This window comes from Streptomyces sp. KM273126 (genome assembly GCF_004337435.2).
Lineage (GTDB): Bacteria > Actinomycetota > Actinomycetes > Streptomycetales > Streptomycetaceae > Streptomyces > Streptomyces acidicola.
In genome coordinates this window covers 657,400-681,088 of the sequence record NZ_SJXB02000001.1, presented here as the reverse complement: position 1 = coordinate 681,088, position 23,689 = coordinate 657,400, and the positions used below count along the sequence as shown (strand labels likewise).

The 23,689-nt window shown below is 71.9% G+C and carries 22 protein-coding genes; 5 read left to right on the top strand and 17 right to left on the bottom strand.

All coding sequences use genetic code 11. The features are described from left to right. Positions 1-45 precede the first annotated feature (45 nt). The 15 genes from E0500_RS02865 to E0500_RS02795 form a co-directional block, all read right to left on the bottom strand. Positions 46-1,221, bottom strand: coding sequence for an endonuclease/exonuclease/phosphatase family protein (locus E0500_RS02865; RefSeq protein WP_131562467.1), 1,176 nt, complete (start codon positions 1,219-1,221; stop codon positions 46-48). 1 nt (position 1,222) lies between these two features. After that, complete coding sequence (locus E0500_RS02860; RefSeq protein WP_131562465.1) at positions 1,223-2,329, bottom strand: NAD(P)-dependent oxidoreductase; 1,107 nt, start codon at positions 2,327-2,329, stop codon at positions 1,223-1,225. A gap of 5 nt (positions 2,330-2,334) precedes the next feature. After that, the gene (locus E0500_RS02855; protein ID WP_131562463.1) at positions 2,335-3,765 is read right to left on the bottom strand and encodes an aspartate aminotransferase family protein; all 1,431 of its coding nucleotides are present in this window, start codon (positions 3,763-3,765) and stop codon (positions 2,335-2,337) included. A gap of 241 nt (positions 3,766-4,006) precedes the next feature. After that, positions 4,007-5,011: a LuxR C-terminal-related transcriptional regulator gene (locus E0500_RS02850; protein WP_131562461.1), complete on the bottom strand. Its 1,005-nt coding sequence runs from the start codon at positions 5,009-5,011 to the stop codon at positions 4,007-4,009. 80 nt (positions 5,012-5,091) lie between these two features. Next, a complete protein-coding gene (locus E0500_RS02845) occupies positions 5,092-5,433 on the bottom strand; it encodes a hypothetical protein (protein ID WP_131562458.1) in 342 nt (113 codons plus the stop codon). Positions 5,434-5,505: 72 nt separating this feature from the next. After that, a complete protein-coding gene (locus E0500_RS02840) occupies positions 5,506-6,585 on the bottom strand; it encodes an aspartate-semialdehyde dehydrogenase (protein ID WP_131562456.1) in 1,080 nt (359 codons plus the stop codon). A gap of 428 nt (positions 6,586-7,013) precedes the next feature. Next, a complete protein-coding gene (locus E0500_RS02835) occupies positions 7,014-8,402 on the bottom strand; it encodes an aldehyde dehydrogenase family protein (RefSeq protein ID WP_131562453.1) in 1,389 nt (462 codons plus the stop codon). Beyond that, positions 8,399-8,833, bottom strand: coding sequence for a cupin domain-containing protein (locus E0500_RS02830; RefSeq protein WP_131562451.1), 435 nt, complete (start codon positions 8,831-8,833; stop codon positions 8,399-8,401). The genes E0500_RS02835 and E0500_RS02830 overlap by 4 nt, the downstream gene beginning before the upstream one ends. A 69-nt stretch (positions 8,834-8,902) precedes the next feature. Next, the gene (locus E0500_RS02825; protein ID WP_131562449.1) at positions 8,903-9,205 is read right to left on the bottom strand and encodes a putative quinol monooxygenase; all 303 of its coding nucleotides are present in this window, start codon (positions 9,203-9,205) and stop codon (positions 8,903-8,905) included. Then, the gene (locus tag E0500_RS02820) at positions 9,202-10,317 is read right to left on the bottom strand and encodes an Ldh family oxidoreductase (RefSeq protein WP_131562447.1); all 1,116 of its coding nucleotides are present in this window, start codon (positions 10,315-10,317) and stop codon (positions 9,202-9,204) included. The genes E0500_RS02825 and E0500_RS02820 overlap by 4 nt, the downstream gene beginning before the upstream one ends. A 234-nt stretch (positions 10,318-10,551) precedes the next feature. Then, positions 10,552-11,277: a GntR family transcriptional regulator gene (locus E0500_RS02815; protein WP_131562444.1), complete on the bottom strand. Its 726-nt coding sequence runs from the start codon at positions 11,275-11,277 to the stop codon at positions 10,552-10,554. Positions 11,278-11,339: 62 nt separating this feature from the next. Continuing rightward, positions 11,340-12,695, bottom strand: coding sequence for an AAA domain-containing protein (locus E0500_RS02810; protein ID WP_131562442.1), 1,356 nt, complete (start codon positions 12,693-12,695; stop codon positions 11,340-11,342). A gap of 196 nt (positions 12,696-12,891) precedes the next feature. Then, positions 12,892-14,505, bottom strand: coding sequence for a hypothetical protein (locus E0500_RS02805; RefSeq protein ID WP_131562440.1), 1,614 nt, complete (start codon positions 14,503-14,505; stop codon positions 12,892-12,894). Positions 14,506-14,581: 76 nt separating this feature from the next. Continuing rightward, a complete protein-coding gene (locus E0500_RS02800; RefSeq protein WP_131562476.1) occupies positions 14,582-15,847 on the bottom strand; it encodes a hypothetical protein in 1,266 nt (421 codons plus the stop codon). Further along, on the bottom strand, positions 15,798-16,787 hold the full coding sequence (locus E0500_RS02795; protein WP_131562438.1) for a phosphatase PAP2 family protein: 990 nt from the start codon (positions 16,785-16,787) through the stop codon (positions 15,798-15,800). The genes E0500_RS02800 and E0500_RS02795 overlap by 50 nt, the downstream gene beginning before the upstream one ends. A gap of 256 nt (positions 16,788-17,043) precedes the next feature. Here E0500_RS02795 and E0500_RS02790 point away from each other — a divergent pair, with 256 nt between their 5' ends. Further along, entirely contained in the window at positions 17,044-17,640 is a 597-nt protein-coding gene (locus tag E0500_RS02790) for a histidine phosphatase family protein (protein WP_131562436.1), read from the top strand. 81 nt (positions 17,641-17,721) lie between these two features. Here E0500_RS02790 and E0500_RS02785 read toward each other — a convergent pair whose 3' ends face one another. Further along, the gene (locus tag E0500_RS02785) at positions 17,722-19,155 is read right to left on the bottom strand and encodes a hypothetical protein (protein ID WP_131562434.1); all 1,434 of its coding nucleotides are present in this window, start codon (positions 19,153-19,155) and stop codon (positions 17,722-17,724) included. 302 nt (positions 19,156-19,457) lie between these two features. On the opposite strand from E0500_RS02785, the gene E0500_RS02780 reads away from it, so the two are divergent. Together E0500_RS02780 and E0500_RS02775 are read left to right on the top strand one after the other, a co-directional pair. Then, positions 19,458-19,931 (top strand): hypothetical protein, encoded by a 474-nt coding sequence (locus E0500_RS02780; RefSeq protein ID WP_258572595.1) that lies wholly within the window; start codon positions 19,458-19,460, stop codon positions 19,929-19,931. Positions 19,932-19,979: 48 nt separating this feature from the next. Then, positions 19,980-20,849, top strand: coding sequence for a spermidine synthase (locus tag E0500_RS02775; RefSeq protein WP_131562431.1), 870 nt, complete (start codon positions 19,980-19,982; stop codon positions 20,847-20,849). A 32-nt stretch (positions 20,850-20,881) separates the two neighbouring features. On the opposite strand, the gene E0500_RS02770 is transcribed toward E0500_RS02775, so the two are convergent. Beyond that, entirely contained in the window at positions 20,882-21,454 is a 573-nt protein-coding gene (locus E0500_RS02770; RefSeq protein ID WP_131562429.1) for a hypothetical protein, read from the bottom strand. 108 nt (positions 21,455-21,562) lie between these two features. Here E0500_RS02770 and E0500_RS02765 point away from each other — a divergent pair, with 108 nt between their 5' ends. Further along, entirely contained in the window at positions 21,563-22,267 is a 705-nt protein-coding gene (locus E0500_RS02765) for a response regulator transcription factor (RefSeq protein WP_131562427.1), read from the top strand. Further along, positions 22,264-23,673, top strand: a complete 1,410-nt coding sequence (locus tag E0500_RS02760; protein WP_131562425.1) for a HAMP domain-containing sensor histidine kinase — start codon at positions 22,264-22,266, stop codon at positions 23,671-23,673. Before E0500_RS02765 ends, E0500_RS02760 begins: the two co-directional genes overlap by 4 nt. Positions 23,674-23,689 lie beyond the last annotated feature (16 nt).

Here is a 23,689-nt window from a genome sequence, read left to right as displayed (position 1 = left end):
GGGCGGCTCGGGGTGCGCTTCGGCTCTGTTCGGGAAGCCGGAGTGTCAGGAGGCGCCGTCCGGGACGGTGACGCGGATCTCCTGCGCCACGTGGTCCGAGAAGGCCTCGCCGCCGTGGAAGCGGTAGGCGGGTACGGCCAGGTCGCCGGTGGTGAAGAGCCAGTCCAGTCGCCACAGTCGCGGCAGGGGATAGTCGGAGACGGGCCAGGAGAGGGCGGGCAGCAGCGAGCCGTCGGGGCGGTGCACCCGGGAGCCCGAGCCGAGCCGGAGCAGCCGGCCCATCCAGGGCGAGTTGAAGTCGCCGGCCACCACGGCCGGATGGGGGTTGTCCGCCAGGTCCGTGCGCAGGGCGCGCAACTCCCGCTCCCGCCGGTCGTACTGGTCGCGCAGGAAGCCGCGGAAGCGGCCGGTGAACGGGTTGTCCCCGACACGGAAGGGCACCGGGAGGTGCACGTTGTAGAACGAGACGGTGCGCCCGTCGACCCGTAGGTCGGTGCGCTGGGTCTTGGAGCCCTTCCAGTACCAGTCCGTGCCGCCGTCGGACACCTTCCGGTGGTGCTCGGCGACGACGGGCAGCCGGGAGAGGGTCAGCAACTCGCCCTCCACGGACAGGCTGTAGCCCGGGAACTCCCGCCGCAGCCGGTCCGTGTCGTCGATGCGGACCGGCTGGTCGCCCTCCCAGTACAGGTACTCCTGCAACAGGTACACATCGGCGTTCTGGCGCCGCAGGAAGGCGTAGAAGTCGTCCGTGTCGTCGGTCATCCGCCAGTAGTCCGTGGACCAGGCGAAGACCTTGACGGTGGTGCCCTGTGCGCTGTCGGTGCCCTCGCCCCGGGCCGGGCCGAGGTCCGCCAGGTACGCCCCGGCCAGCAGCAGGACGACCAGGACGGCGGACAGCCACCGGCGCACGGGCCGGGCGAGCGGGGTGACCGCGAGGAGCAGCAGCGGCACCGCCACCAGCGTCAGCGGCGGCACCGCCTCGGCCACGAGCCAGGGCCACCACCGGCCGGCCAGCAGTACGTGCAGGACGAGCAGCAACGCCCAGGCGGCCGTGGCAGTGACGAGCAGCCGGGTCCCCGTGCACCAGCGGGTTCGCGGCCGGTTGCTGGTGCCGGTGCCGGTGCCGGTACCGGTGTCGGAGAGGGCGGACGGTTCGGGATCGAGGGCGGGCGTCGGCTCCCGCTGGTGCGCGGCAGCCACCCCTTCGTTAGTCGTGGGCATGTCAGAAGAGCACCTTGACCATTCCCAGTACCCCCTGACGCCAGGGGTCCCGGCTGGTCGGGCCGCCGGATGCGCCCGCAGTACCCGCCGCACCGGACGCGGCCGTCGCCCGCTGCTCGCGCCACCAGTCGTACGTACGGAGGATGGCGTCCCGGTTCGACCACCGCGGACGGAAGCCGAGCCGCTCCCCGGCCTTGTCGACCGAGACGTACGAGTCGGCCAGCAGCTTGGACAACAGCCGCCCGTACACCGGTGACAGCCGGGTCCGCTCCAGCGCCCGCAACACCGCCACCGCGGGCCGGCCCGGCACCGACACCACCCGCCTGCCGTGCCCCGCCGCGTCCAGCACCGCCTGGAAGTCCTCGCGCAGGGTGCCGAACTCGGCGGCGCCGATGTTGTACGTGTCGCAGGCCACCTCGTCCGGGGCACGCAGCACGGTCAGCACGGCGTCCACCAGGTCCTCCAGCGCCAGCATCTGGATACGGACGTCACCCTTGCCCAGGACCGGGAAGTGCCGGCCCTCCTCGGCCCACTGGAACAGCATGTCGAACAGCCCCATCCGGCCGGGGCCCAGGAAGGTCTTGGGCCGCAGCACCGGCAGGCACATCCCCGCCGCCCGGAACCGCTCCGCGACCGTCTCCGCCTCGGCCTTCGCCGAGCTGTAGGGGTCCACGGGCGAGTGCGGGAAGTCCTCCGGCGTGGGGACCAGCCGAGGCAACCCGTACACGGCCGTCGAGGAGATGTGCACCACCCGCGGGACCGCCATGGCGCGGGCCGCCTCCAGCACGGTCGTCGTGCCCTCGACGACGATCGAACGGATGTCGGCCGTGGGATAGCTGGGCAACGCCGAGGCGCAGTGGACCAGGGCGTCGGCGCCGTCCAGCGCCTCGGCGACCGCCCGCCGGTCCCGTATGTCACCGGTGAACGACACGAGGCCGGGCGCCGCGGGTACCGGACGCCGGTCGAAGGCGCGGACCTCCTTGCCCTCCCGCAACAGCCGCTCCACCAGATGGGCGCCGAGCACTCCGGCGGCACCGGTGACGGCGACACGGCCGGGCAGCGAGGACCATCGCGGGTCGATCGGCCCGTTCTCCTGAGGGTTCGTCATGTTCGTCACCACAGCGAGCTCACCCGCTCCCGCACGAAGCGGCCCACCAGCCGGCCCATGCCCTCCGCGAGCGTGGCGTCCAGGGCGTCGAGGAACCGCTCGACCTCCTCCGGCCCCGCCACCAGCGGCGGACTCACCACCAGCGGACTGCGGCCGTTGAGCGTGTAGTACGAGTAGATGTCGTGCTTGCGGTACAGCGTGTCGATGACCGCCGCCGTGATGATCTTGGTGCGGATCAGCGGGTCCTTGGCCGGACCGCCGGCCGGCAGCTTGCCGATGAGGTCCAGCACCTTGGGCCCGCCGGACAGGAAGACCCCGAACAGCGCGCCGGAACCGCACACGTCCGCGATCAGGTCCGGATACGTCTTGCGGATGCGCTCCAGGCCCGGCCGCAGCACCGCCTCGATGGCGCGCGCCCGCGCCGGGTAGTCGTCCTCGACCGCCACGTTGATCGCCTCGATGGCCGTGGCCGTCTCCTCGCCGAAGCCGTAGTACGTCGTACTCGTGCTCTGCATCATGGCGTCCGTCATGTTGTCGTACGCCCTGCGGAAGACCGGCTCCCGTGCCACATAGGCCGAGACGGAGGACTTGCCGCCACCGAAGGACTTCGACGTGGTCACCACGTCCGGCACCAGGCCCTCGTACCGGGTGAAGTGGAACATGCTGCCGGTCTTGCCCCAGCCGGTGTAGATCTCGTCGAAGACCAGCACGATGTCCTCGGCCGTGCACAACTCGCGCAGCCCGCGCAGGAAGTCCTCCGAGCACCAGCGCATCGTGGACGCGCTGAACGGCTCGACGAGCAGCGCGTACACATCACTGCGCCCGTCCGCGTCGCGGGCCTCGGCCAGCGTCCGGCGCACCGAGTCCAGGTCGTCGTAGGCGAAGGTGCGGATGCCGGGGATCGTCGGGAAGTCGAAGTGGTTCTGCGCGCCGCCGGTGAGTCCGCCGGAGCCCAGCAGCTTGCCGTGGAAGCTGATGTCGGCCCGCAGGATCTGCCGCCGCCGTCCGCCGTGGTACTTGTACGCCAGCTTCACCGCGCCCTCGACGGCCTCGGCGCCGGAGTTGGGCAGGAACGAACGGGTCAGGTCGCCCGGCAGCACCGCCGACAGGTTGTGGCCGAGGGCCGCCAGATAGGGCGAGAAGTAGGTCTTGTGCACCTCCATGCGCCGCCGCTCCTGGAAGCGCTGCCGGGCCGCCAGGATGCGCGGGTGGTTGTGGCCGTGGTTGAGGACGCCCACCCCGCCGGTGAAGTCCAGGATCCTGCGGCCGTCGCGGGTGTGGACGTAGGCGCCCTCGGCGTGGTCGACGAGCTCCCGGCCGAAGCCGAAGGAGGTCATCAGCCGGACCTGGCTCTTGTTGATGTATGTGCGGTAGAGCTCGTGTACTTGGTCGACGTCCAGTTTCTCGGCCTCTTCGAGGCTGATGAGGTCTGTCATCGCTCTCTCCCATGCGACATCGATGTCGTCAGCCGGTGTCGTCAGCCGGTGTCGCCAGCCGGTGCCGACAAGGTCGCATGGGAGGCAGGGCGGATACGAGGCGTCACCGACGTCCTGTGCTGGCGTGGCCAGTTGTGGACATCGGGGCGGGTGGGACTCCTCCCGGTCAGCGTGATGCTCGGCGCTCGGCGCTCGGCGCTCGTTGCTCGTTGCTCGTGCGGTTCGCCGGAGCCACCGGTACTCAGGCCGTACAGTCGGCGGTGTCTCCTTCCGGATCCTCCAGGGCTCTGGCCCCGGCCCCGGCCCCGGCCGATGCCTCCCGGTGGCCGATGATCACCCCGGCCTGGAAGCGGCTGGTGGCGCCGAGTTCGTCCATGAGCGCGGAGATGTAGCGGCGGCAGGTCCGGGTCGCCATGCCGAGGCGGCGGGCGATCACCTCGTCCTTGAGCCCCATGGACATCAGCCGCAGGATCGACGACCGGAGAACCGCGCTCACCTGCTGGCTGTCCTCGGACTCGGGGCTGTTCCCGAAGGGCCGGCCGACCTGCCACGCGGCCTCGAAGGAGCGGCACAGGTACGCCACCAGCGTCGGGTCGGTGACCACCGCCGCCCCGGGCGGTTCACTGCCCTTCCGTTCCATGGGGACAAAGGCAATTCTGCGGTCGTAGATGATGAGTCGTTCGGAAAGTTCCTCCGCGGTACGGACCTCCGCGCCGTCCGCGCAGATTTGCCGGACATAGGTCCGGGTCGTGAGACTCGCCCGGGCCGTGTGCTGATAAAGCGTCCGTATACGGACACCGCGCCGCAGCATTTCCTGCGTCTGTACGACGTCCTGTTGTAGGAGTTCCGCCGACCGGCCTCCGCCCGGTTGAAGACTCAACCGCTCCTCGGAGCAGCGGTGTCTCGCCAGATCGATCTCGCGCCGCACATCCCCGGCGTTCTCCAGAGCGCGAATCGGTTCATCCCGGGAATGGGAACGCTCGACTGAGCGGTAGAGTCCCGCAAGTGAGTGCAACTGCTGGTGGATTTCCACCATCCGGTGCCGCTGACGAGCGATGGACATCTCCAGCGGCGTCACCAGCTCGGCCTCCACGACCTCCGGGTCGAGGGGCACCACGGGACCGTCGTCGCCGGAGGCGCTGAGCAGTCGTAGATCCTGAAGGGTCTTGCGGGCCTCGGTGACCCGCGCGGGCTCCACACCCAGATCGGCGGCGACTTCGTCGTCGACGAAGACACCGGTTCGCAACGCGGATCGGTAGGCGTCAACCGCCAGGTCGTCTAACAGGGGTTGGCTCTCCAAAGGGCTCACTCCACTTGACGTCTCCGCTATCCACTTGTGGCCGCGCCATCATAGGACACCGCTTGAGCCTCGAACCGGATCATTTCGACTGACAGGCTTCGAAGGAGCCCGGAAACCACGGTGCCGTGCTGTCGAATTAATCGAATGGTGGAGGCGTGATGGCGAATAACCGGCGCGTTCTGTTCCGTCGTCGTGTGGCGGTCTTCCTTCTCGCTGGCGGAATCATTGGTTCCGCGAGCTCGGCGGTCGCCGCCGTATCGTCCGATGCGGATCGGACCCTCGTTACGGTCGCCGACGACAAGTGGGATCTGGTGCAGCCGAATCTCCCCGGGAACGAGTTTCCGTGATGCCGGGTTGAGCCGGTCCAACAGGAATCGCCCTTCCGCGCCGGGCCGCCTCCGCCTCGTCCACATGGAGCGGCCCGGCGTCCCGTATGCCCTTCAGCGGTGTGCCGACTCACCCAGGCGGGTTCCGGCCCGCGGCGGCCGGGCCTGCGCGGTCTGCGCGGTCTGGGCGATCTGGAGGAGATTGAGCGCGGCCACACGCAGGTTGTCGAAGACCAGCCACAGCCAGAAGCCGCGCGGATTGTGCGGGGTGACCCGGATCCGTCCCACGTGGATGCGGTCCGGGTCGCCGGCGGTCAGCGGTGTCGGAGGGCCACTCGGGGGTTCACTGTCGTGCACCACGACCCGGGGCAGCGAGGCCAGCAGTTCGACCAGGTCCCGGCGCACCACCGGGCCCCCCGCCTCGATGTACACGGCCGCCGAGTGCCCTTGCACCACCGGCACCCGGACGCAGGTCGCGGCGACGTTCAGATGCGGTAGGTCGAGGATCCGGCGGGTTTCCTGCACGAGGTGCTGTTCCTCGGTGCTGGACCCGTTCTCCAGCAACGACCCGACGGCGGGGACCACATTGAAGGCCTGCGCGGGACGGAAGCAGTCGGTGGGCAGCTCGGCGTCCGGGTCCCTCAGCGCCAGTTCGCTGCCTTCGAGGAGTTCCTCGACGCCCTGGTGGCCCCGGCCGGAAGCCGCCTGGTAACTGCTCAGCACCACTTGGCGCACACCCCAGCGCCGCTCGATGTCGTGCAGCAGCAGGACCAGCGGCACCGTGAGACCGCCGGCCCCGGCGACGATGCCGCCCGGGTACCGCTCCATCAGGTGGCCGTTGACCGGCGGGACGAGCAGCGGGGTGTCCGGGTCGGTGCGGAAGGCGCCGGAGCTGTCGACGACCAGCGCCCCTGCGGCCGCCGCCGCGGGCGCCCAGCGGCCGCTGACCGCCTCGCCGGTGCAGAAGAGGACCAGATCGGCATCCGCGAAGTCGGCGTCGTCCAGGCTCACGACCGTCTGTGGCCGCCCCCCGACCGGAGCCTCACGGCCCGCCGACCGGGCCGAGGCCACGAGCTGGATGTCCCGGTAACGCAACCCGAGTTCGCCGATCAACTCAAGGACGGTGGCCCCGAGGGCTCCCGTCGCGCCCACCAGGACGATGCGCGGAGCTGCGTGGTCCCTGACACGTTTCATCGGTCTCTCCGATCTGACCGGGCCGACCCGAGGACGGCCGGGCCCGCACTGGGGCGGACCGGTCCACCACGGGCAGCACCCTTCAACCAGCCGGCCCGGGCAACGCCGCGTCCTCGGGACGACGGTTCGTCGCCCGGAGGACCCTCATGCGGCTCACATCGAGGACCCGGGCAGCGCACAGCCGGATGGACCGGTCCTTCAAGGAATCCCCCGTACTGGGCCCTCCATCCAATCCCGTTGCCCCGCCACGCGACAGTCACGCGCGCTGTCATCAAGCGGCCAGGCCACAGGCGGACGGCGGCGCCCTGACCCGACTCACCTTGTCAGGTGGGCTTCCCCGTCAGGTGGGCTTCCCGCGTCCGGTCAGGACTGCAGGTGTGGACAGACGGTGTGGACGGACGGTGTGGACGGACCGTGCGGACGGACGGTCAGGCCGCGACCCAGTAGGTGCGCGTGTTCGTGAACTCGCGGATGCCCTCGGCGGCCAGTTCGCGGCCGTAGCCGCTGCGCTTGGTACCCCCGAAGGGCAGGCGCGGGTCGGAAGCGACGATCGCGTTGACGAACGCGGCGCCACTGGTGATACGGCGGGCGACATCGACGCCCCGGGACGCGTCGGCGGTCCACACGCTCAGGCCCAGACCGTAGGCGGTGGCGTTGGCGAGCCGTACGCAGTCCTCGTCGTCCCGGGCGACGGCGATCGCGGCCAGCGGGCCGAAGGTCTCCTCGTCGAAGGCGGCCATGCCCGGCCCGGTGCCGGCGAGCACGGTCGGCTGGTGGAAGTAGCCCTCGCCCGGAAGCGGCTTGCCTCCGGTGAGCAGGCGGGCTCCGGCGGCCACCGATTCCTCGACCTGCCGCTGTATCGCCGCGCGCAGGTCGTCCCGGGCCAGGGGACCGACCTGGGTGTCCGGGTCGCGCGGGTCACCGAGGCGGAGGCTTTCCACGCCGGCCACGAACGCGGCGGTGAACGCGTCCGCCACGGGCTCGGCGACGATGAACCGCTTCGCGCACACACAGCTCTGCCCGGAATTGGTGAACCGGGCCCTGACCGCCGCCGCCGCGGCTCGCTCGACGTCGGCGTCGTCGAGGACCACGAACGCGTCCGAACCGCCCAGTTCCAGAACGGACTTCTTCGCGGCGCGTCCGGCCGCCGCCCCGACGGCCGCACCTGCGCGGTTGCTGCCGGTGAGCGTGACGGCGGCGATGCGTTCGTCCTCGATGAGCCGCGCGGTCACAGCGGGAACGTCCGCATCCGCGACCACCAGGGCGCTGACCAGGTTGTCGGGGAATCCCGCCTCGACGAAGAGGTCCTGCAGGGCAAGGGCGCTGCCGGTGACGTTGGAGGCGTGCTTGAGCAGGATGCCGTTGCCCGCCACCAGCGCGGGAACGGCGAAGCGCATGACCTGCCAGACGGGGAAGTTCCAGGGCATGACCGCGAGCAGCAGTCCGGCCGGCTCGTACGCCACCCAGGCTTCGGCGCCGTCGATGGCGACGCGCTGGTCGGCGAGGTGGTCCGGGCCCTGCCGGGCGTAGTAGTCGGCGGTCAGCGCGGACTTCTCCACCTCTCCTGCCGCTTCGGCGACGGGCTTGCCCATCTCGGCCACGGCGAGGTCGGCGAGCTGCCCGGCGTGCTCGCGCAGCGTGTCCGCGAGGCGCGCCGCCCGGGCGGCCCGTTCGGCGACCGGCACCCGTGCCCAGGTGAGGGAGGCGGCATGGGCCCGCTCCACGGCGGTCTCGATCCGCGCGGCGTCCCAGGCCTCGTAGGCGGCTGTCGGTCGGCCGGTGGCCGGGTTGACGGTCTCGATCGTGGTGCTGTTCATGTGGTGGGTGCCCCTCCCTTGTCGTGCTCCGAGAGGTGCTCGAAGGTCTCGCCGGTGGCGGTGATCGTGCGGGTGACGTCCCGGCCGCCGTAGACCCAGTAGATCCGCATGACGCCCTCACCCCGGTTGAAGAACCGGTGCGGGATGCCCGCCGGAACCCAGGTCGCCTGGCCGGCCTCCAGGTCGAAGAACTCACCGTCGATCTCCGCGGTCGCCTCGCCTTCGAGGATCAGCACCGACTCCTCGACGTTGTGGCTGTGCAGGGGCAGGCCGGTACCGGGCTGGAAGACGGTCTGCCCGGTGGTGATGACGGCTGTCCCGGAGTTCCACCGGCCCACGTAGGGGATGGTGGCGACGCCTCCACCACGGTCGAAGCGTTCGACCTCGTCGGGGCGGATCAGCAGGTTCGGTTCAGCGGGCTTGGTGCACATCGGACGGCTCCGTTGGTGGTCAGGAGTGCTCGGGAGTGGTCAGGGGCGGTGATGATTGGTTAGGAGTGATCAGGAGTGGTGGAACAGGCGGCGGGAGAGCGTGTTGACCTGGCTGCCCGGGACGACGTACTTCGCCGCCGCCTCGCGCCAGACCTTGTAGTGGGGCGCGGCGCGGTGGGCCTCGACGGCGGCCTCGTCGTCGTAGATCTCGTGAAAGACGAAGTGATGGTCGTCGGACAGGTCACAGACGACGTCGAAGTAGCGGCAGCCGGGCTCGTCGGTGAAGGAACGCGCGGCGTTCTCCTCGATGGCCTTCAGGAAGTCGTCACGGCAGCCGGGGACGACCTGGACAGACACGGTCAGCGCGATCATGCGGAGAGCTCCTCGGGTGCGGGTGCGGGTGCGGGTGCGGGTGTGGGTGCGGGTGCGGGCGTGGAGGCGGGTGCGGGCAGAGGTACGGCGGTGGCGTCGGCGACGCGCGCCAGGGCGGCCCAGGTGTCGTCGACGACCGTGATGCCCTCGGTGCGCAGCCGCTCGGCGGTGCGGATCTCCGGTTCTCCGGGGACGAGGATCTCGGCCGTGCCGGGGGCGGCCGGGGTGGACTTGGTCTCCTCGATCAGGGCCTCCATCCGCGCCTCGAACTCGGCCGGGTCGGCCATCGACCGGATGTCCACGCAGATCAGCAGGTGCCCCACGCCGCTGCGACCGGTGGGGTGGTAGGGGCCGACGACGGACGAGCCGAAGGCGCTGCCGGTCAGCACGCCCGCCAGGACGTCGAACATGAAGGAGATGGCGTAGCCCTTGTGGCCGGCCATGGGCAGGATCAGACCCTCGATGGCACGGCGCGGATCGGTGGTCGGCACACCGTCGGCGTCGGCCGCCCAGCCCTTGGGGATCGGCGCGCCGCGCTCCCGGGCGTGGTAGATCTTGCCGCGCGCCACGGCGGTGTTGGCGATGTCCATCACGACCGTGCCGTGGCGGCCGCCCGGTGCGGCGATCGACCACGGGTTGGTGCCGATCCGCTTCTCCCGGCCGCCCCACGGGGCCATCGCGGGGCTGGCGTTGGTGGCCAGCAGCGCCACACAGCCCTGCTCGGCGGCCTTGCGGGTGAAGTAGGCGGCCGTGCCGAAGTGACCGGAGTTGCGTACGGCGACCGCGCTGATCCCGTGCTGCTGGGCGCGCTCCACACCCCAGGTCACCGCACGGTGGGTGAGTACCTGGCCCAGTCCGTCCCGCCCGTCCACGACGAGGACGGCACCGTTGTCGGTCACGATCTCGGGGGCGGTGACGGCAGTGGTCGCTCCGCTCTCGATACGGCTGAGGTACCAGGGCAGGCGCAGCATTCCATGGGACGGGTGCCCCCACAGCTCCGCGGTCACCAGCGTGTCCGCGAGCAGGCGGGCGTCAGCGGACGGGACGCCATGGGCTTCTGTGGTCGCGGCGGCGAACCCCAGCAGGTCGGCGGCGCCGACGGTGTGCGGCATAAGACGGCCTCTCGCGTCGAGCAGAGTGTATCCATGTCTGTATACATCACTGGATCCAAAAGAAACACAGCTCGGGCTGAGGAATCCGAGTGCCCGGCAAGCAACCCGGAAGGAGCGAACCGGAAGGAGCGAACCGGAAGGAGTGAACCGGAAGGAGTGAACCGGAAGGAGGGAGCCGGAAGGAGTGAACCGGTAGAAGAGTGGCTCGGTAGAAGCAACCCGGAAGCGCGCGGCTCAGCCCGCGACGTCCAGGTGAATGTCAGGTCCGAATGCCAGATCCTGGCTGGTCAGGCTCTCGATGAGCGCCTGCAGGGTCTGCGCCAGATGGTGTCGGCATGCCGCGTCGGCGGCCTGGACGTCCCCGTTCGTGATCGCCTTGAGCATCGCGCGGTGCTCCTCCAGCGAGGTCAGCATGCGGCGCGGCCCGCTGTGGGACAGATGCCGCAGCCGTACCGTCTGGCTGCGCAGATCGCGAATCGTGCGCGCCAGGTACGGGTTGCGGCATGCGCCGATCACCGCCTGGTCGAAACCCTCGGAGATGTCATAGAACTCCTGGTACGACCGTGCCTGTGCGGCGGCGTCCTGCGCGCGGAAGTGCTCATCGAAATCGTCCAACTGCTGTTCGAGCGCACGGAAGGGGAGCAGCAGTCGCTCGTCGGCGGCGCCCGACGCGGCCACCGATGCCGCTGCCCGGGGCTCCAGCAGCATCCGGAACTCGAACAGTGCGCGCACTCCGCCCAGAGAGATCGGGGCGACCCGGGCCACCTCACCCGGCACGAAGTCGACCAGCCCTTCCCGGGCCAGCCGCCTGATGGCTTCTCGCACCGGCGTCCGCGAGGCGCCCAACTCCTCACCCAGCTGGATCTCACCGAGCTTCGCCCCCGGTCGCAGCCGCAGCGACTCGATATCACCCTTCAGCCGCTCGTAGACCGCTTCACTCTTACCCGTAGCCCGGGCCATGAGACTCCCTGTCCATCCCGCGCCGCACACCCTTGTGTATACAGACCCCTTGTGTATACAGGCTAGTCGGAGGGCCGCCAAGCCACCCGGTGCTCCGCCAGAGTTGCGAGGACCGCGTGGTTCGCCTCCCAGCCGTCCGGGAACTTCACCGTGACCCCGAGCTGGACCGGCTCCGTCGAGGGGTGGTCGTCCAGCAGCTCCGAGACCCCCGCGCGGCAGACCACGATGCACGCGTGCCGGTGCCGGGAGGCCAGCACGCACAGGCGACCCGTCTCCAGGTGGAACGCCGTCGCGTCCGGGCGGCCGGACAGCGGGTGCAGGACCACCGTCACGTCGTACTCGCGCCCCTGCAACCGGTTCGCGGTGTCCACGACCACGTCGGTGACCCCGAGGGCGGCCAGTGCGGACCGCACCGACGCGGCCTGGTCCCGGTGTGCGGTGCCGACGGCGATCCGGTCGGCGGTCAGCGGCACGGGCTCCTCCGACCGCTCGGAGGTCGCCGCGCCGCCCCGGTCCAGCAGCCGCCGTACGACCTGCGCGACGGCCCGTACCGCCTCCGGGTCGGTGCGGGGCGTGTGCCGGGCGGGGAGCTCCAGCAGGCCCCAGCCCGCCTCGGCCGCCTCGTCGATGACCCGGTCAGGACCCGAACCGTCGGACGGGACGGCGAAGGCGAGCCGCCGGTCGCCGTGATCCGTGCCGCTGCGGAAGGGCGTGTACGGGTAGAAGGCGCCGGAGACGAGGGGAGCGGCGGACGCCGGGAGCCGCCACGACACCGGCAGACGGTGCTGCGGCAGCTCGCGGTTGTGGGCCAGCAGTGTCGTGACCGCCGAGGCCGACGGGTCGTACGACAGCCCCGCCCACTGCTCGCTGCCCACGATCGCGAACGGGTCCAACTGGCCCGGGTCGCCCACGAACAGCGCCCGCTCGAACAGCCCGGCCACGGCCAGCAGCGCGTCCGACCGCATCTGGTACGCCTCGTCGACGATCGCGTGCCGCCACGGCTCCACGCCCTTGACGTGCGCCCACTTGGCGGCGGTCGAGATCACCACGTCGAGGCCCGCGAGGTCGGCCGCCTTGGTCGACTTGCGGACGTTCGGCAGGTCGTCGAGCGCTTTGTCGTACGGATCGGTGTCGCTGCTGTGCAGACGGCCGACGGGCAGCTCGTCGTCCTTCTCCGCCAGCCGCAGCACCAGGTCGTCGACCTGGGCGTTCGTCTGCGCGATGATCATCAACGGGCGCCCGGCGGAGGCGAGTTCGAGCGCGGCCCGGACGACCAGGGTCGACTTCCCGGCACCGGGCGGGGAGTCGACGACGACTCCGCGGTGCGTGCCGTGCAGGGTGTCGCGCAGGATCGCGTCGGTCGCGCGGGTGGCCGCCGTACCGGGGTCGAAGGAGGCCTCCTGACGGTGCTCGGTCACTGAGCGTACCGCCCCCGCGCCAGGTGGTAGTCTCGCGGTGTGCTGAGCGAGAGCCAAGCCAGCACAGCAACCTCCAATCTCTGGGGAGACCGGGCTGGTTCCAACCCGGCTGGTGCTGATCGTGTAAGACTCGGTCGCTCGCTGAGCGCCCGAGCGGCGAGAGCCAGGAATCCCCCTCGTTCGCGAGGGGGAGGGTTCAAAGAGTGTCCTCCTCGGTCACGGGGTCGGCGATTTCAGGCACGGTGTCCGTCGCTCCAGGCGGACCCCCGTGCGTCCACGGCGTCTCCTCCGGGTCGGGCAGCTTCGCGCCGCCCCGCTGGTCGTGTTCGAAGAGCGTGAAGCAGACGGGGTCGCCCTTCTGCGGCACCGTCCCCTCCTCCGGCTCCTTGCCGCGGCCCATCTTGTCGACGATCCGCAGTACGAGGAGGTTGCCGTGGTCGCCGCCCTCGGGCCCGTCGTACCCCACGAACTCGGCGGACTGCGGTTTTCCGCCGAGCGAGCGGTACACCTTCGTACGCTCCCCGAGGTGCGGCCGGTCGTCCGTGCGGACCGTGACGAGGGGGCGCGGGCTGGGCCGTCTGCCCTCGCTGTACGCCATCACCACCTCCGTGACCTCGCCCGCGAAGGCCTCCCCGGCGAGGCGGCGGCCGGCCATGACGAGCGGGTCGTCGAGGGCCTCCTGGGCGTCCAGGCGGGCCTGTTCGCGCTCGCGTGTGGCCAGCTTGTTCGCCGCCGTGACCGCGTCGTCGCGGCGCGGCTGCGGGGGCTCGCCGGCGATGATCCGGTCCCGGTGGCCGGTGAACGACCAGCGGTCACGGGTCCACCGGTCGGCGGCATGGGCGCCCTCGGGCAGCTCGCGCAGCAGGTCGAGGCCGCGCCACACCGCGTCCCACGTGGGGCGGGTGCGGCTCTCGACGAGGGCACGGATCTCCTGCTCGGCGGCGGTGAGGTCACCGAACCGGTCGTCCGCCTCCAGGCCGTCCTCGGCGGCGGCGAGCGCGGCCCGCGCACGGTCGTAGCGCTCGATTGCCGGGGCCAGCAGCTTGTTGTCGAACGCCGGGTCGGTGGCGGGGCCGGCCGGCGGACACAGCAACTGGCCGTCGCCGTCCCGCGCCAACTCGGCCCGCCGCGCCGCCGCGTCGCCCGACTCGCCCTCCGGCGGGTCGATCCAGGCGAGCAGCGCCCCGAGGTGCTGGTCCTCGACGCTGGACTGCCCGGTGGCCCAGTGCCGCGCCAGCAGGTCGGTCAGGGCGAGGAGGAGCGAGGAGCCGGGCACGCGCGCCCGCTCCCCGAAGTGGGTGAGCCACCGTCCGAGCAACGGCACCCGCGGCGGTGCCGGATGGGGTGCCTCCGGGTCCTGCTCGGCGGTCCGCCGGAAGCGCATGGCGCGCCCCAGCAGCCGTACGAAGTCGATGCCCGTGCGGCTCGGCACGATCAACTGCGGGGCGTCCGCGCACAGATCGACCTCGACCTTGACGCGCTTGCCGGTCTCCGGGTCGGTCTCGCTGCGCTCGGCCGCCTCCACGACGTCGCCGTACGCGTCCACGTACGGCAGGACGAGGTCCGCGAGCTCGGCGAGGAACGCGAAACGCAGGTCCCGGTCCCGGGGCTGCGGTACGACGAGCAGCCGGGGCGCGTCCCGGTCCGTGCCGACGAGCGCACCGAGCGGGGCCCCTGCCTCACCGGCGGTGATGAGCGGCACGAGGACGAGCGGCCGCTCGGACAGATGCCGGTGCCGGACGGTGGCGGCGGGCTGGGCCCGGCCGGTGCGGACCGCTTCCAGCCGGGAGAGGGTCGCGATCAGGGACATGGGGTGCCCTCCCGGCGGACGGCCGCCGACGTGATGGTCCTCGAAACGGCGGTCCGGAGGCGGGTGGGCCGTGCGGTCAGTGACACCGGGCACCCTCCCCGCGCGCGGCGGCCGCACCCAGTGCCTCCGCCCGCAGGTCCGCGGCCCTCCGCAGGGCCGCCACCGTCGGGTCCTCGGGGTCGCCCGCCGTGCCGTGGGCCGCCGCCAGGACGTCCTCCGCCGTCGTCAGGCCGCCCAGCTCGGCCCGGAGCGACCGGCCAAGGGACGTCACCGCGCCCTCCTCGCGGGAGCGGCTGCGGCAGTGGAAGGCCAGCTCGCAGGCGGCGAGGCACTCGGGGGCGTATGCCGCGGGGAGGGCTTCGACGGCGGCGGTCAGCTGCTCCCGGGGGAGGTCCGGGGCGAAGCAGGTCCCCTCGGGGAGGGAGTCCGCGATCTCCTCGACGCGGGTCAGGCGCGCCAACTGCCGGCGCGTGACCGCCCGTTGTTTGCGGACGTCCACGGCAGCGGCCGTCGGGAGGTTGGTGAAGTCCTTGGGGCACACGAGCAGCACCTGGTGGCGGACTTCAGCCGAGGTTGCGCTGACCTGGGCGCTCCGCCTCCGGGGCGCCTCAGCCGGTGTCGAGACCTCGACCGTGCTCAGCCCTTCGGGCCTCCGCGCGGTCGAGCTCTCGACACCGGCGCGCCCCTCCGGCTCCGCGCCGAGGCGTGCGGCCACCTCCTCCAGCGCCAGCACGTACACCGCGGACTGCCGGGCGGCGGCGCCCACCTTGGCCGGGTCCGCGGCACCGTCGAGCATCGGGAACGACTTGATCTCGACGACCGTCCACGACCCGTCCGGGTGCACGACCACGGCGTCCGGCTCCAGGAACGCGGGGGACCCGGCCACGTCGAGTACGAGCATGGGGTGGTCGAGCAGCGCCCAGCCGCCGTGTCGCGAGGCCTCGCGCAGCGCCAGTGCCGTACGGGCCGCGCGTCCCTGAGGGCCGATCGCGGCGAGGTCGGGGGTGGCCGCTTCGGCCGGCGGCTCGGCGGCGGGATCCAGCTTCTCGTGCACCAGCCGCAGCAGCTCCGCGCCGCCGTCCGCCTTGACGCGTGCCTCGAACGCGTTGCCCCGCATGAAGGCGAACTGCGACATGCCGAAGGCGGAGGGGGAGCCGAGCGCGCTCGCCAGCGCCGTCTTGTTCACACCCGCCCCGTCCAGGAGCGCGCGTCTTCTGCAGCCCGGGTTGGCGGCGAGGGCCGCGAGGGCGCGGGCGTCCAGCGCCTTGGGCTGCACCTCGGGTCCGCGCAGCTCAGCGAGCCGGGGCCCGAGCGCTGTCCCCGGCGTCCGTGGGGGCGGCACTCGGCTCGGCGGTGGACTCGCGCTGCCGTGGAATTCGCTCACCCGTGGAAGTCTGGCATCCGCCACCGACAATCGGGGCGTGTGCGCCCCGAGAGGTGTCCGCGACGGGAGTGGGACGACCGGCGAGCCGCCCCCCGAGGGCTTCGCCGAACCGGCCCTCGAACCGGGCCCGGAGCCCCGCCCACGCCCGGTCCGCGAGCCGCATCACCAGCGGGGTCAGCAACAGTCCGACGCCCATCACGGCGGCGCCCGCCACCGCGTCGAGGAAGTAGTGGTTCGCGGTGCCCATCACGACGATCGTGGTGATCAACGGGTACAGGACACCGGCGACCTTGGCGGTGCGCGTGCCGCCGTGCCGCCAGAGCATCACACCGCACCACAGGGCCCAGCCGACGTGCAGGCTCGGCATCGCCGCGTACTGGTTCGTCAGCCCGCCCAGCCCGCGAGGCGCGCTCGCCTCGCCGCCCCACCAGCCGTACGAGCTGTAGTACGCCATCGTGTCGACGAAGCCGTGCTCGGGCGCGAGGAGGCGGGGCGGGCAGGTGGGGAAGAGGGTGAAGCCGATCAGTCCTATGAGGGTGGATGTCATCAGCCAGGTGCGGGCCGCGCGGTAGAGCCGGCTGCGGGACCTGAAGAGCCATATGAGGATCACGGGCGTGACCAGGTAGTGCAGGGACGCGTACCAGAAGTCGGCGGGTATGCCGAGCCAGGGTTCGCGGGTGAAGAGCCGGTTCAGCGGGTGTTCCGCGTTGAGCCAGAGTGCCTTCTCGACGCGCAGGATGGCCAGGCCGTGGTCGACGGCGGTGGAGACGTCGCCGCGGGCGAGGAGCCGCCCGGCCGAGTACAGCGCGTACACGAGCACGAGCAGCGGCAGTTCGGACCACCAGCGGAGCCGCACCTGCGATGCCACCTCGGTACGCGATGCATCGGACTGCGGCATCCGATCGTCCTCCCCCATCTGCGAGCGTGGCCCTTGGCCACTGCTTCAGGTGGCCCGCCCGATTTTACGGTGTATACAAGTGCCGTTTCCGAGCACCTCATAAGTCTTTGGCAACCGCTTCGGCGCCTCGGTTGTCGAAGACGCAGAGATCGCCCACTGGGTTGCCCCGTGCAAGCGTGCGCGATGATGGAGCGATCCGCCGCTGGTTTCCCACAGCTCCCGCGGTTTCGCACAGCTCCTGGAAAGGCCCCTCCTCATGGCACCGCGCATCCTGCTGGCCCGGCACGGCCAGACCGAATGGTCACTGGCCGGGCGGCACACCGGCAGGACGGACATCCCCCTGCTGGAAGAGGGCCGGCACGGCGCCAAACTGCTCGGTGAGCGCCTCCACCGGTCGCCCCTGGACGGCCTCCCCGACGCCGAGGTCCGCACGAGCCCCCTCTCCCGCGCGCGGGAGACCTGCGAACTCGCCGGCTTCGGCGACCGGGCCACCCCCTGGGACACGCTGGTGGAGTGCGACTACGGCGCGTACGAGGGGATGACTCCGGCCGAGATCCAGGCCGTGCGCCCCGGCTGGCTCATGTGGCGCGACGGTGTGCCCGAGGGCGAGACCCTGGAGCAGATCTCCGCGCGCGCGGACGAGGTGGTCGCCTGGGCCCGTTCCGCCGACCGCGACACTCTGGTCTTCGCGCACGGCCACATCCTGCGCTCCATAGCCGCCCGCTGGCTGGGCCAGGGCATCGACTTTGCGGCCCGCATCCGCCTGAACCCCACGTCGCTGTCGGTGCTGGGCTGGGCCTACGGGGAGCCGGCGATCGAGTCGTGGAACGACACGGGACACCTGACCGCGTAGCTCTCACACCTGCCCGCGTAGCTCTCACATCTGTCCGTGTAGCCCTCCGCGCATGTCGGTCCCTAAGCCGGGCCGGCTCCCTCACGTCATCCGCGGCAGCGCCGCGTGCCGCTCCAGGAACGCCGACACCCCCGACGCACGCCGGTGCGGCAGCAGCACCCTGGCCGTGCCCGCCAGCATCGTCTGGATACGGGAGGACTGGACCTCGTCGAGGAGGTCGAGGACGTCCATCCCGGCCGCGGCCGCCTCGTCGGGACGCCCCCCGCGCGCGAGGTCGTCGGCCAGCTCGGCCGTGTAGAGGGCGATGTTGCGTGTGAAGTGCGGGTCCTGGAGGCCGGCGGCGCGCCGCGCGTGCCGGGCCGCGCGCGGCCAGTCACCCAGCGTGGACCAGCACTGTGCCTCCAGTCCCTCCAGTTCGGCCTCTCCGTAGAAGGTCATCCACTCCGGGTCGGCATCCGAAGGGCCCCGTTCGTACAGGGCCTGCGCACGGGCCAGCGCCTGCTCGCACCCGGTGCGGTCGGCCAGCCCGGCCCAGCCCCCGGCCTCCCTGAGCGCGAGCAGCGACATCAGCCGTGGCGAGCCCAGCGGCCGGGCCACCCGCTGTGCGGCCTGCGCCGCCCGCACCGCCTCACGCGGACGGCCCGCGTCGCGTGCGAGGAACGCCGTGTTGCAGAACGCGTGCGCCTCCAGGCCCGGGTCCCCCGACATCCGGGCCGTCGCGAGCGCCTCCGCATAGTGCGAGCGCGCGTCGTCGAAGCGGCCCGAGTCGTGCGCGAGCCACCCCACGGAGATGGCGAGTTCCCCGGCCCCCGCGTACAGCCGGTCCGTCGTGGCCTGTCGCGCCGCCCCCGCGTCGAGCAGCGCGTACGCCGTCCGCAGTGGTGCCGCCGCCCTCCGGTACAGCCCGTCGGCCCCGTGCCGGTCGTCGAGCAGCCGGATCCGGCGTACGGCGTCTTCGAGCGCCCCCGCCTCGGACGAGCCCACCCGGCGCACGGGCCGCCCCGCCGCGGCGGCTGCTCCGCCGTACGTCAGGGGGCCCAGTGAGACGGCCGCCACAGTGGCGGTACCGCCAGTCATGAATGCGCGACGCTGCACGTCGCTCTCCTCGTGGTTCTGGTCTGTTTCTTGCGTGTCATACGGCTCACACGCCCCTTCCGTCTCATGCGGGGCGTACGACAGGTTCTCGGTGCGCGAGGAGGGGTCCTCCTCCTCGGTACGCGCCCCCCTGCCGCGTACCGCAGAACGGGGAGCGAAACCCAGGTCGGTCAGAGTCCGGCCGGGGAACATGTGCAGGAACACCCGCTCGTACGCGTAGTTGGGACAGCGGATCTCTCCCGACTCGACCCGCCCGACGTACCGCGCGTCACAGCTCACCCGCTCGCCGATCTCACGCGCGGCCCGCCGCACCGCGGCCGCGAACTCGCCTGGTGAGCGCTGCCCGCGCAGCTTCCGGAAGGCGAGGTTCGGCCGTGGTTGCCGCGGGGACGGGGACGAGGTCACCGATGACGACGCCATGGGCGGGCCCTCTCTCGCGAACCGTCGAACCATGCCGGATTCGCGGAGAGTTGTCCGTGTGGTTCACGGTTGGTTCCCTGCGTCCGGCGGGGCACGAACGTACTAGCCCGGCGGGTGCCGCCACGCGAGGTTTGGCTACAAACCGGATAACTCGTACTCGATCTGCCATGAACTGCCATCCTTTGCGGCGCACTTCCGCCGTAGCCGTTGACGAACCCGCACGTTGGACAACATGGCCGGGAGCCGCCCGAACTCCCGAGTCCCCGCTCGCTGGAGGAGAGGCCCACGTGGTGGAGGCCGGGATGAAAAGCATCGAACCCTGTTCGCCGACTTCCGCTTCGCGGACTCCCTGTTCGCCGGCGGCCACCGCGGGGAACTGGCCGACCCCCGGCTACAGCTCCCCGCCCGCGCAGCAGTCCTCCGCGTGCGACCTCGTGACCGTCCCCGCCCGACAGGGCCTGGAGGCGGTCGACATCCTCCGCCGCGGCGCCGTCGACGCCACGGGCCCCGTCCCTCCGGCCGTGGGCCCGGTGCTGCACGACGACGGCGGCGACACCCTCGGCTTCCTCGTCCCGCCCGGCACCGCCGACGCCTGGGACGTGCCCGGCAGCACGTGCACACAGTCCGACGGCCGGGGCGCGGACCTCGCCCCCGAGGAGGGCTCCGACTGGCTGCTCCCGCCCGGTGAGGCCGACCTCGCGACCGACCCGGCGGTCCTGCGCGCGGCCCTCGGGGAGGCGGCCCGGCTGATCGAGGCGGCCGACAACTGCCGATAAGCCCTGGGCGCCGAGTCGGCCCTCCCGAAGACCCCCGATAATGGCGGGATGGGCAGGTCACGGAAGGCGCGCAGCGGACAGGCGGCCGACGCGGCCGTCGTCGAGACGGTGGACGGCGGGCTCGCCGAGCTGATGCCCGACCGGGACCGGCCGCGTGCGTGGACCCTGCTGATCGACGGTGCCCCGCAGTCGCACGTCGACCTCGACGACCCGGCGTACCTGTCCTTCGAGTACCAGCGACGCCTCGGCCACGTCATCGACCTCGCGGCCCCGCCCGGCAGACCCGTGCACGCCGTGCACCTCGGCGGCGGCGCCTTCACCCTCGCCCGGTACGTCGCCGCCACTCGCCCGCGCTCCACCCAGCAGGTCGTCGAACGTGACGCGGCACTCGTCCAACTCGTCCGCCGTGAGCTGCCGCTGGACCCGGGTGCCCGGATCCGGGTGCGGTCGGCCGACGCCCGCGAAGGGCTCGCCAAGGTGCCCGACGGGTGGGCGGACCTGGTCATCACGGATGTGTTCAGCGGGGCACGGACTCCGGCGCACCTGACGTCCACGGAGTTCCTCGCCGACGTCCGCAGGGTGCTGAAGCCCGGCGGCTGGTACGCCGCCAACCTCGCCGACGGCCCTCCCCTCGCCCACCTGCGCGGCCAGATCGCCACCGCCGCGGCCGTCTTCCCCGAGCTCGCGCTGGTCGCCGACGCGGCCGTGCTGCGGGGCAAGCGGTTCGGCAACGCCGTCCTCGTCGGCTCCGACCGGCCGCTCCCCATCGCCGAACTCACCCGCCGCACCGCCTGCGACCCGCACCCCGCGCGGGTCGAACACGGCAGGACGCTCAGCGACTTCACGGGCGGGGCGGTGCCGGTGACGGACGCGGAGGCGGTGGCGTCACCTCCGCCTCCACCGTCCGTGTTCCGCTGAGACGTCTGCCGTGCGCCGGGGCCGGGGCCCGGTCAGTAGGTCTCGACGTCCACGCGCGGCGCGCTGTCGTGCCACGTGCAGAACACCGACACCCGGTCCGCGCCCGAGGCGAACTGCACCCGGATCCACGTCTCCGTCTTCCAGACCTGCATCGACCAGTCCGAGGCCGGCGTGGCGGAGACGAGCGTCGCGTACGTCCTGTCGAGCGAGAAGACGACGCGGCCGCCCTCGGTGTCGTAGCTCTCGATCCGGCCGGAGGCCGTTGGACTCGGACTCGGAATGGGACTGGGCTTCTTGGCGGGCGGAGGGGTCGGTGACGGCGTGTTGGGGCGGTCCTTCCGCGACTTCTCCTCGCCGCCGGCCGCAGGCTCGCTGCTCGTCGACGGCTCGGCGCGCGCGCCTGGTCTCGTCGTCGTGGCCGGGGTCGTGGCCGGGGCCAGTGCCTGCGGGTCCTGCTCCGTCGTGTCGCCGGCCGTGATCGGCAGGGCGCGCGGCGGATCGTACGCGGTGCCCGCCATCACCGAGTGGACACCCCACCACGACAGCGTGACCGCCGCTCCCGTGGCCAGCAGCCAGGCCAGTAAGTGGACGAGTCCTCTGCGCATCGCGGCCATACTGCACCACGAGTCCCACGACTGTCCTCTGTCCTCTGCCCTCGGGGAGTTGTCCACAGGCCCCAACCGGCCTTGCCCGTATGGCGTACGGTGCGGCGCATGGCACGTGTGCTCGTGGTCGAGGACGACCAGTTCGTACGCTCGGCGCTGATCCGGCACCTGACCGACGCCTCGCACACCGTGCGCAGCGTCGGTACGGCGCTGGAGGCGCTGCGCGAGGTCGCCCATGTCCGCTTCGACCTGGTGATCCTGGACCTCGGACTGCCCGATCTGGACGGGTCCGAGGCCCTGAAGATGCTGCGCGGGATCACCGACGTGCCGGTGATCGTCGCCACCGCGCGGGACGACGAGAGGGAGATCGTCCGGCTGCTGAACGCGGGGGCGGACGACTATCTGACCAAGCCGTTCTCGGTCGAGCACCTGTCCGCGCGCATGGCGGCCGTCCTGCGCAGGGCCCGGCCGGTCGCCGGTGACGTACCGCCGTCGACGGTGCTCCGGGTCGGCGGCCTCGCCATCGATCCCCTGCGCCGGGAGGCCGAACTGGACGGCGTACGACTGGACCTGACGCGACGTGAGTTCGACCTGCTCGCGTTCCTCGCCGGGCGGCCCGGTGTGGTCGTGTCCCGCAAGGAGCTGCTCGCCGAGGTGTGGCAGCAGTCGTACGGGGACGACCAGACCATTGACGTCCATCTGTCGTGGCTGCGGCGGAAGTTGGGCGAGACGGCGGCCAGGCCGCGCTATTTGCACACCCTGCGCGGGGTCGGAGTGAAGCTGGAGCCACCGAGGGCGGAGCAGATGCCATGAGGTGGGCGCTGGTCAAGGTGTGCGTGGCGGTGACCTCGATGGTCGTGATCGCCTTCGCCGTACCCCTCGGACTGGTCATCAAGGAGCTGGCGCGCGACCGGGCGTTCTCGAACGCCGAGCGGGAGGCCGCCGCGGTCGCGCCCGCGCTGTCCATCACCACCGACCGGGAGCAGCTGGAGCGGGTCGTCGCCTCCGCCGGCTCGGACGACGGGATGGCCGTGCACATACCGGCGGGCGACGGCGAGCGGGCCGTCGACCTCGGCCGGCAGCGCGCCTCCGACGCGGACGTCGCCACCGTCCGGGGACTGGGCCGCGCCTCCACCACTCAGGTGCCCGGCGGCTCCACGCTGCTCCAGCCCACCGCGATCGGCTCCGGCGCGATAGCGGTAGTCGAGGTATTTGTGCCGGAGTCCGAGGTCAGCAACGGCTTGGCCACGGCATGGGCGGTACTCGCCGGAGTGGGCGTGGCACTGATCGCCGGCTCGGTCGCGGTGGCCGACCGGCTCGGCATCCGCATGGTCAGGCCCGCACAGCGTCTGGTCGAGAGCGCGCACGAACTGGGGGAGGGGAGACTGGGGGCACGGGTCCCCGAGGAGGGGCCGAAGGAACTGCGCCTGGCGGCGACGGCGTTCAACTCGATGGCAGACCAGGTGGTCCAACTGCTCGCGAACGAGCGGGAGCTGGCGGCCGACCTCTCCCACCGGCTACGGACACCGCTGACCGTGCTGCGGCTGAACGCGGCCTCGCTGGGCGACGGTCCGGCGGCCGAACAGACCCGGGCCGCGGTCGAGCAGCTGGAGCGCGAGGTCGACACGATCATCCGCACGGCGCGGGAGGCCACGCCGCAGACGGCGGCGCCCGGCCCCGGCGCCGGGTGCGACGCGGCGGAGGTCGTCCGTGAACGCATGGCGTTCTGGTCGGCGCTCGCGGAGGACGAGGGGCGGAGGGTACGGCTCGCGGGCGTGGACCGCCCGGTCCGCATACCCGTCGCCCGCACCGACCTGGCCGCCGCGCTCGACGCCCTGCTCGGCAACGTCTTCCGGCACACACCCGAAGGCACGGCCTTCGCGGTGGACGTACATAACGGAGAGGACGCCGTGATCGTGCTGGTCTCCGACGCGGGCCCCGGCATCCCGGACCCCGAGGCGGCAATGGCGCGAGGGCGAGGCTCCGGCAACGACGGCTCGACCGGGCTCGGCCTGGACATCGTGCGCCGGCTCGCCGAGTCGACAGGCGGTGACGTACGGATCGGCTCGTCGGTACTGGGCGGCACGGAGGTGAGGATCTGGATCCAGCTGGACGGGCGGGCACGATCGCCGCTCGGGCGGGGGCAGCGCGGGTCGGTGCGGCGGCGAGACACCCGGGGGCTACGCTCCCGCCTGACCTCGGCGTTCAGCCGTCCCTGATCCTGCTCCTGAGCGC

Excerpts from the sequence above, each read along its gene's own strand:
- E0500_RS02865 (WP_131562467.1), bottom strand. The coding sequence starts at position 1,221 with ATGCCCACGACTAACGAAGGGGTGGCTGCCGCGCACCAGCGGGAGCCG.
- E0500_RS02860 (WP_131562465.1), bottom strand. The coding sequence starts at position 2,329 with ATGACGAACCCTCAGGAGAACGGGCCGATCGACCCGCGATGGTCCTCG.
- E0500_RS02855 (WP_131562463.1), bottom strand. The coding sequence starts at position 3,765 with ATGACAGACCTCATCAGCCTCGAAGAGGCCGAGAAACTGGACGTCGAC.
- E0500_RS02840 (WP_131562456.1), bottom strand. The coding sequence starts at position 6,585 with ATGAAACGTGTCAGGGACCACGCAGCTCCGCGCATCGTCCTGGTGGGC.
- E0500_RS02835 (WP_131562453.1), bottom strand. The coding sequence starts at position 8,402 with ATGAACAGCACCACGATCGAGACCGTCAACCCGGCCACCGGCCGACCG.
- E0500_RS02830 (WP_131562451.1), bottom strand. The coding sequence starts at position 8,833 with ATGTGCACCAAGCCCGCTGAACCGAACCTGCTGATCCGCCCCGACGAG.
- E0500_RS02825 (WP_131562449.1), bottom strand. The coding sequence starts at position 9,205 with ATGATCGCGCTGACCGTGTCTGTCCAGGTCGTCCCCGGCTGCCGTGAC.
- E0500_RS02820 (WP_131562447.1), bottom strand. The coding sequence starts at position 10,317 with ATGCCGCACACCGTCGGCGCCGCCGACCTGCTGGGGTTCGCCGCCGCG.
- E0500_RS02815 (WP_131562444.1), bottom strand. The coding sequence starts at position 11,277 with ATGGCCCGGGCTACGGGTAAGAGTGAAGCGGTCTACGAGCGGCTGAAG.
- E0500_RS02805 (WP_131562440.1), bottom strand. The coding sequence starts at position 14,505 with ATGTCCCTGATCGCGACCCTCTCCCGGCTGGAAGCGGTCCGCACCGGC.
- E0500_RS02795 (WP_131562438.1), bottom strand. The coding sequence starts at position 16,787 with ATGCCGCAGTCCGATGCATCGCGTACCGAGGTGGCATCGCAGGTGCGG.
- E0500_RS02790 (WP_131562436.1), top strand. The coding sequence starts at position 17,044 with ATGGCACCGCGCATCCTGCTGGCCCGGCACGGCCAGACCGAATGGTCA.
- E0500_RS02785 (WP_131562434.1), bottom strand. The coding sequence starts at position 19,155 with ATGGCGTCGTCATCGGTGACCTCGTCCCCGTCCCCGCGGCAACCACGG.
- E0500_RS02780 (WP_258572595.1), top strand. The coding sequence starts at position 19,458 with ATGAAAAGCATCGAACCCTGTTCGCCGACTTCCGCTTCGCGGACTCCC.
- E0500_RS02775 (WP_131562431.1), top strand. The coding sequence starts at position 19,980 with ATGGGCAGGTCACGGAAGGCGCGCAGCGGACAGGCGGCCGACGCGGCC.
- E0500_RS02770 (WP_131562429.1), bottom strand. The coding sequence starts at position 21,454 with ATGCGCAGAGGACTCGTCCACTTACTGGCCTGGCTGCTGGCCACGGGA.
- E0500_RS02765 (WP_131562427.1), top strand. The coding sequence starts at position 21,563 with ATGGCACGTGTGCTCGTGGTCGAGGACGACCAGTTCGTACGCTCGGCG.
- E0500_RS02760 (WP_131562425.1), top strand. The coding sequence starts at position 22,264 with ATGAGGTGGGCGCTGGTCAAGGTGTGCGTGGCGGTGACCTCGATGGTC.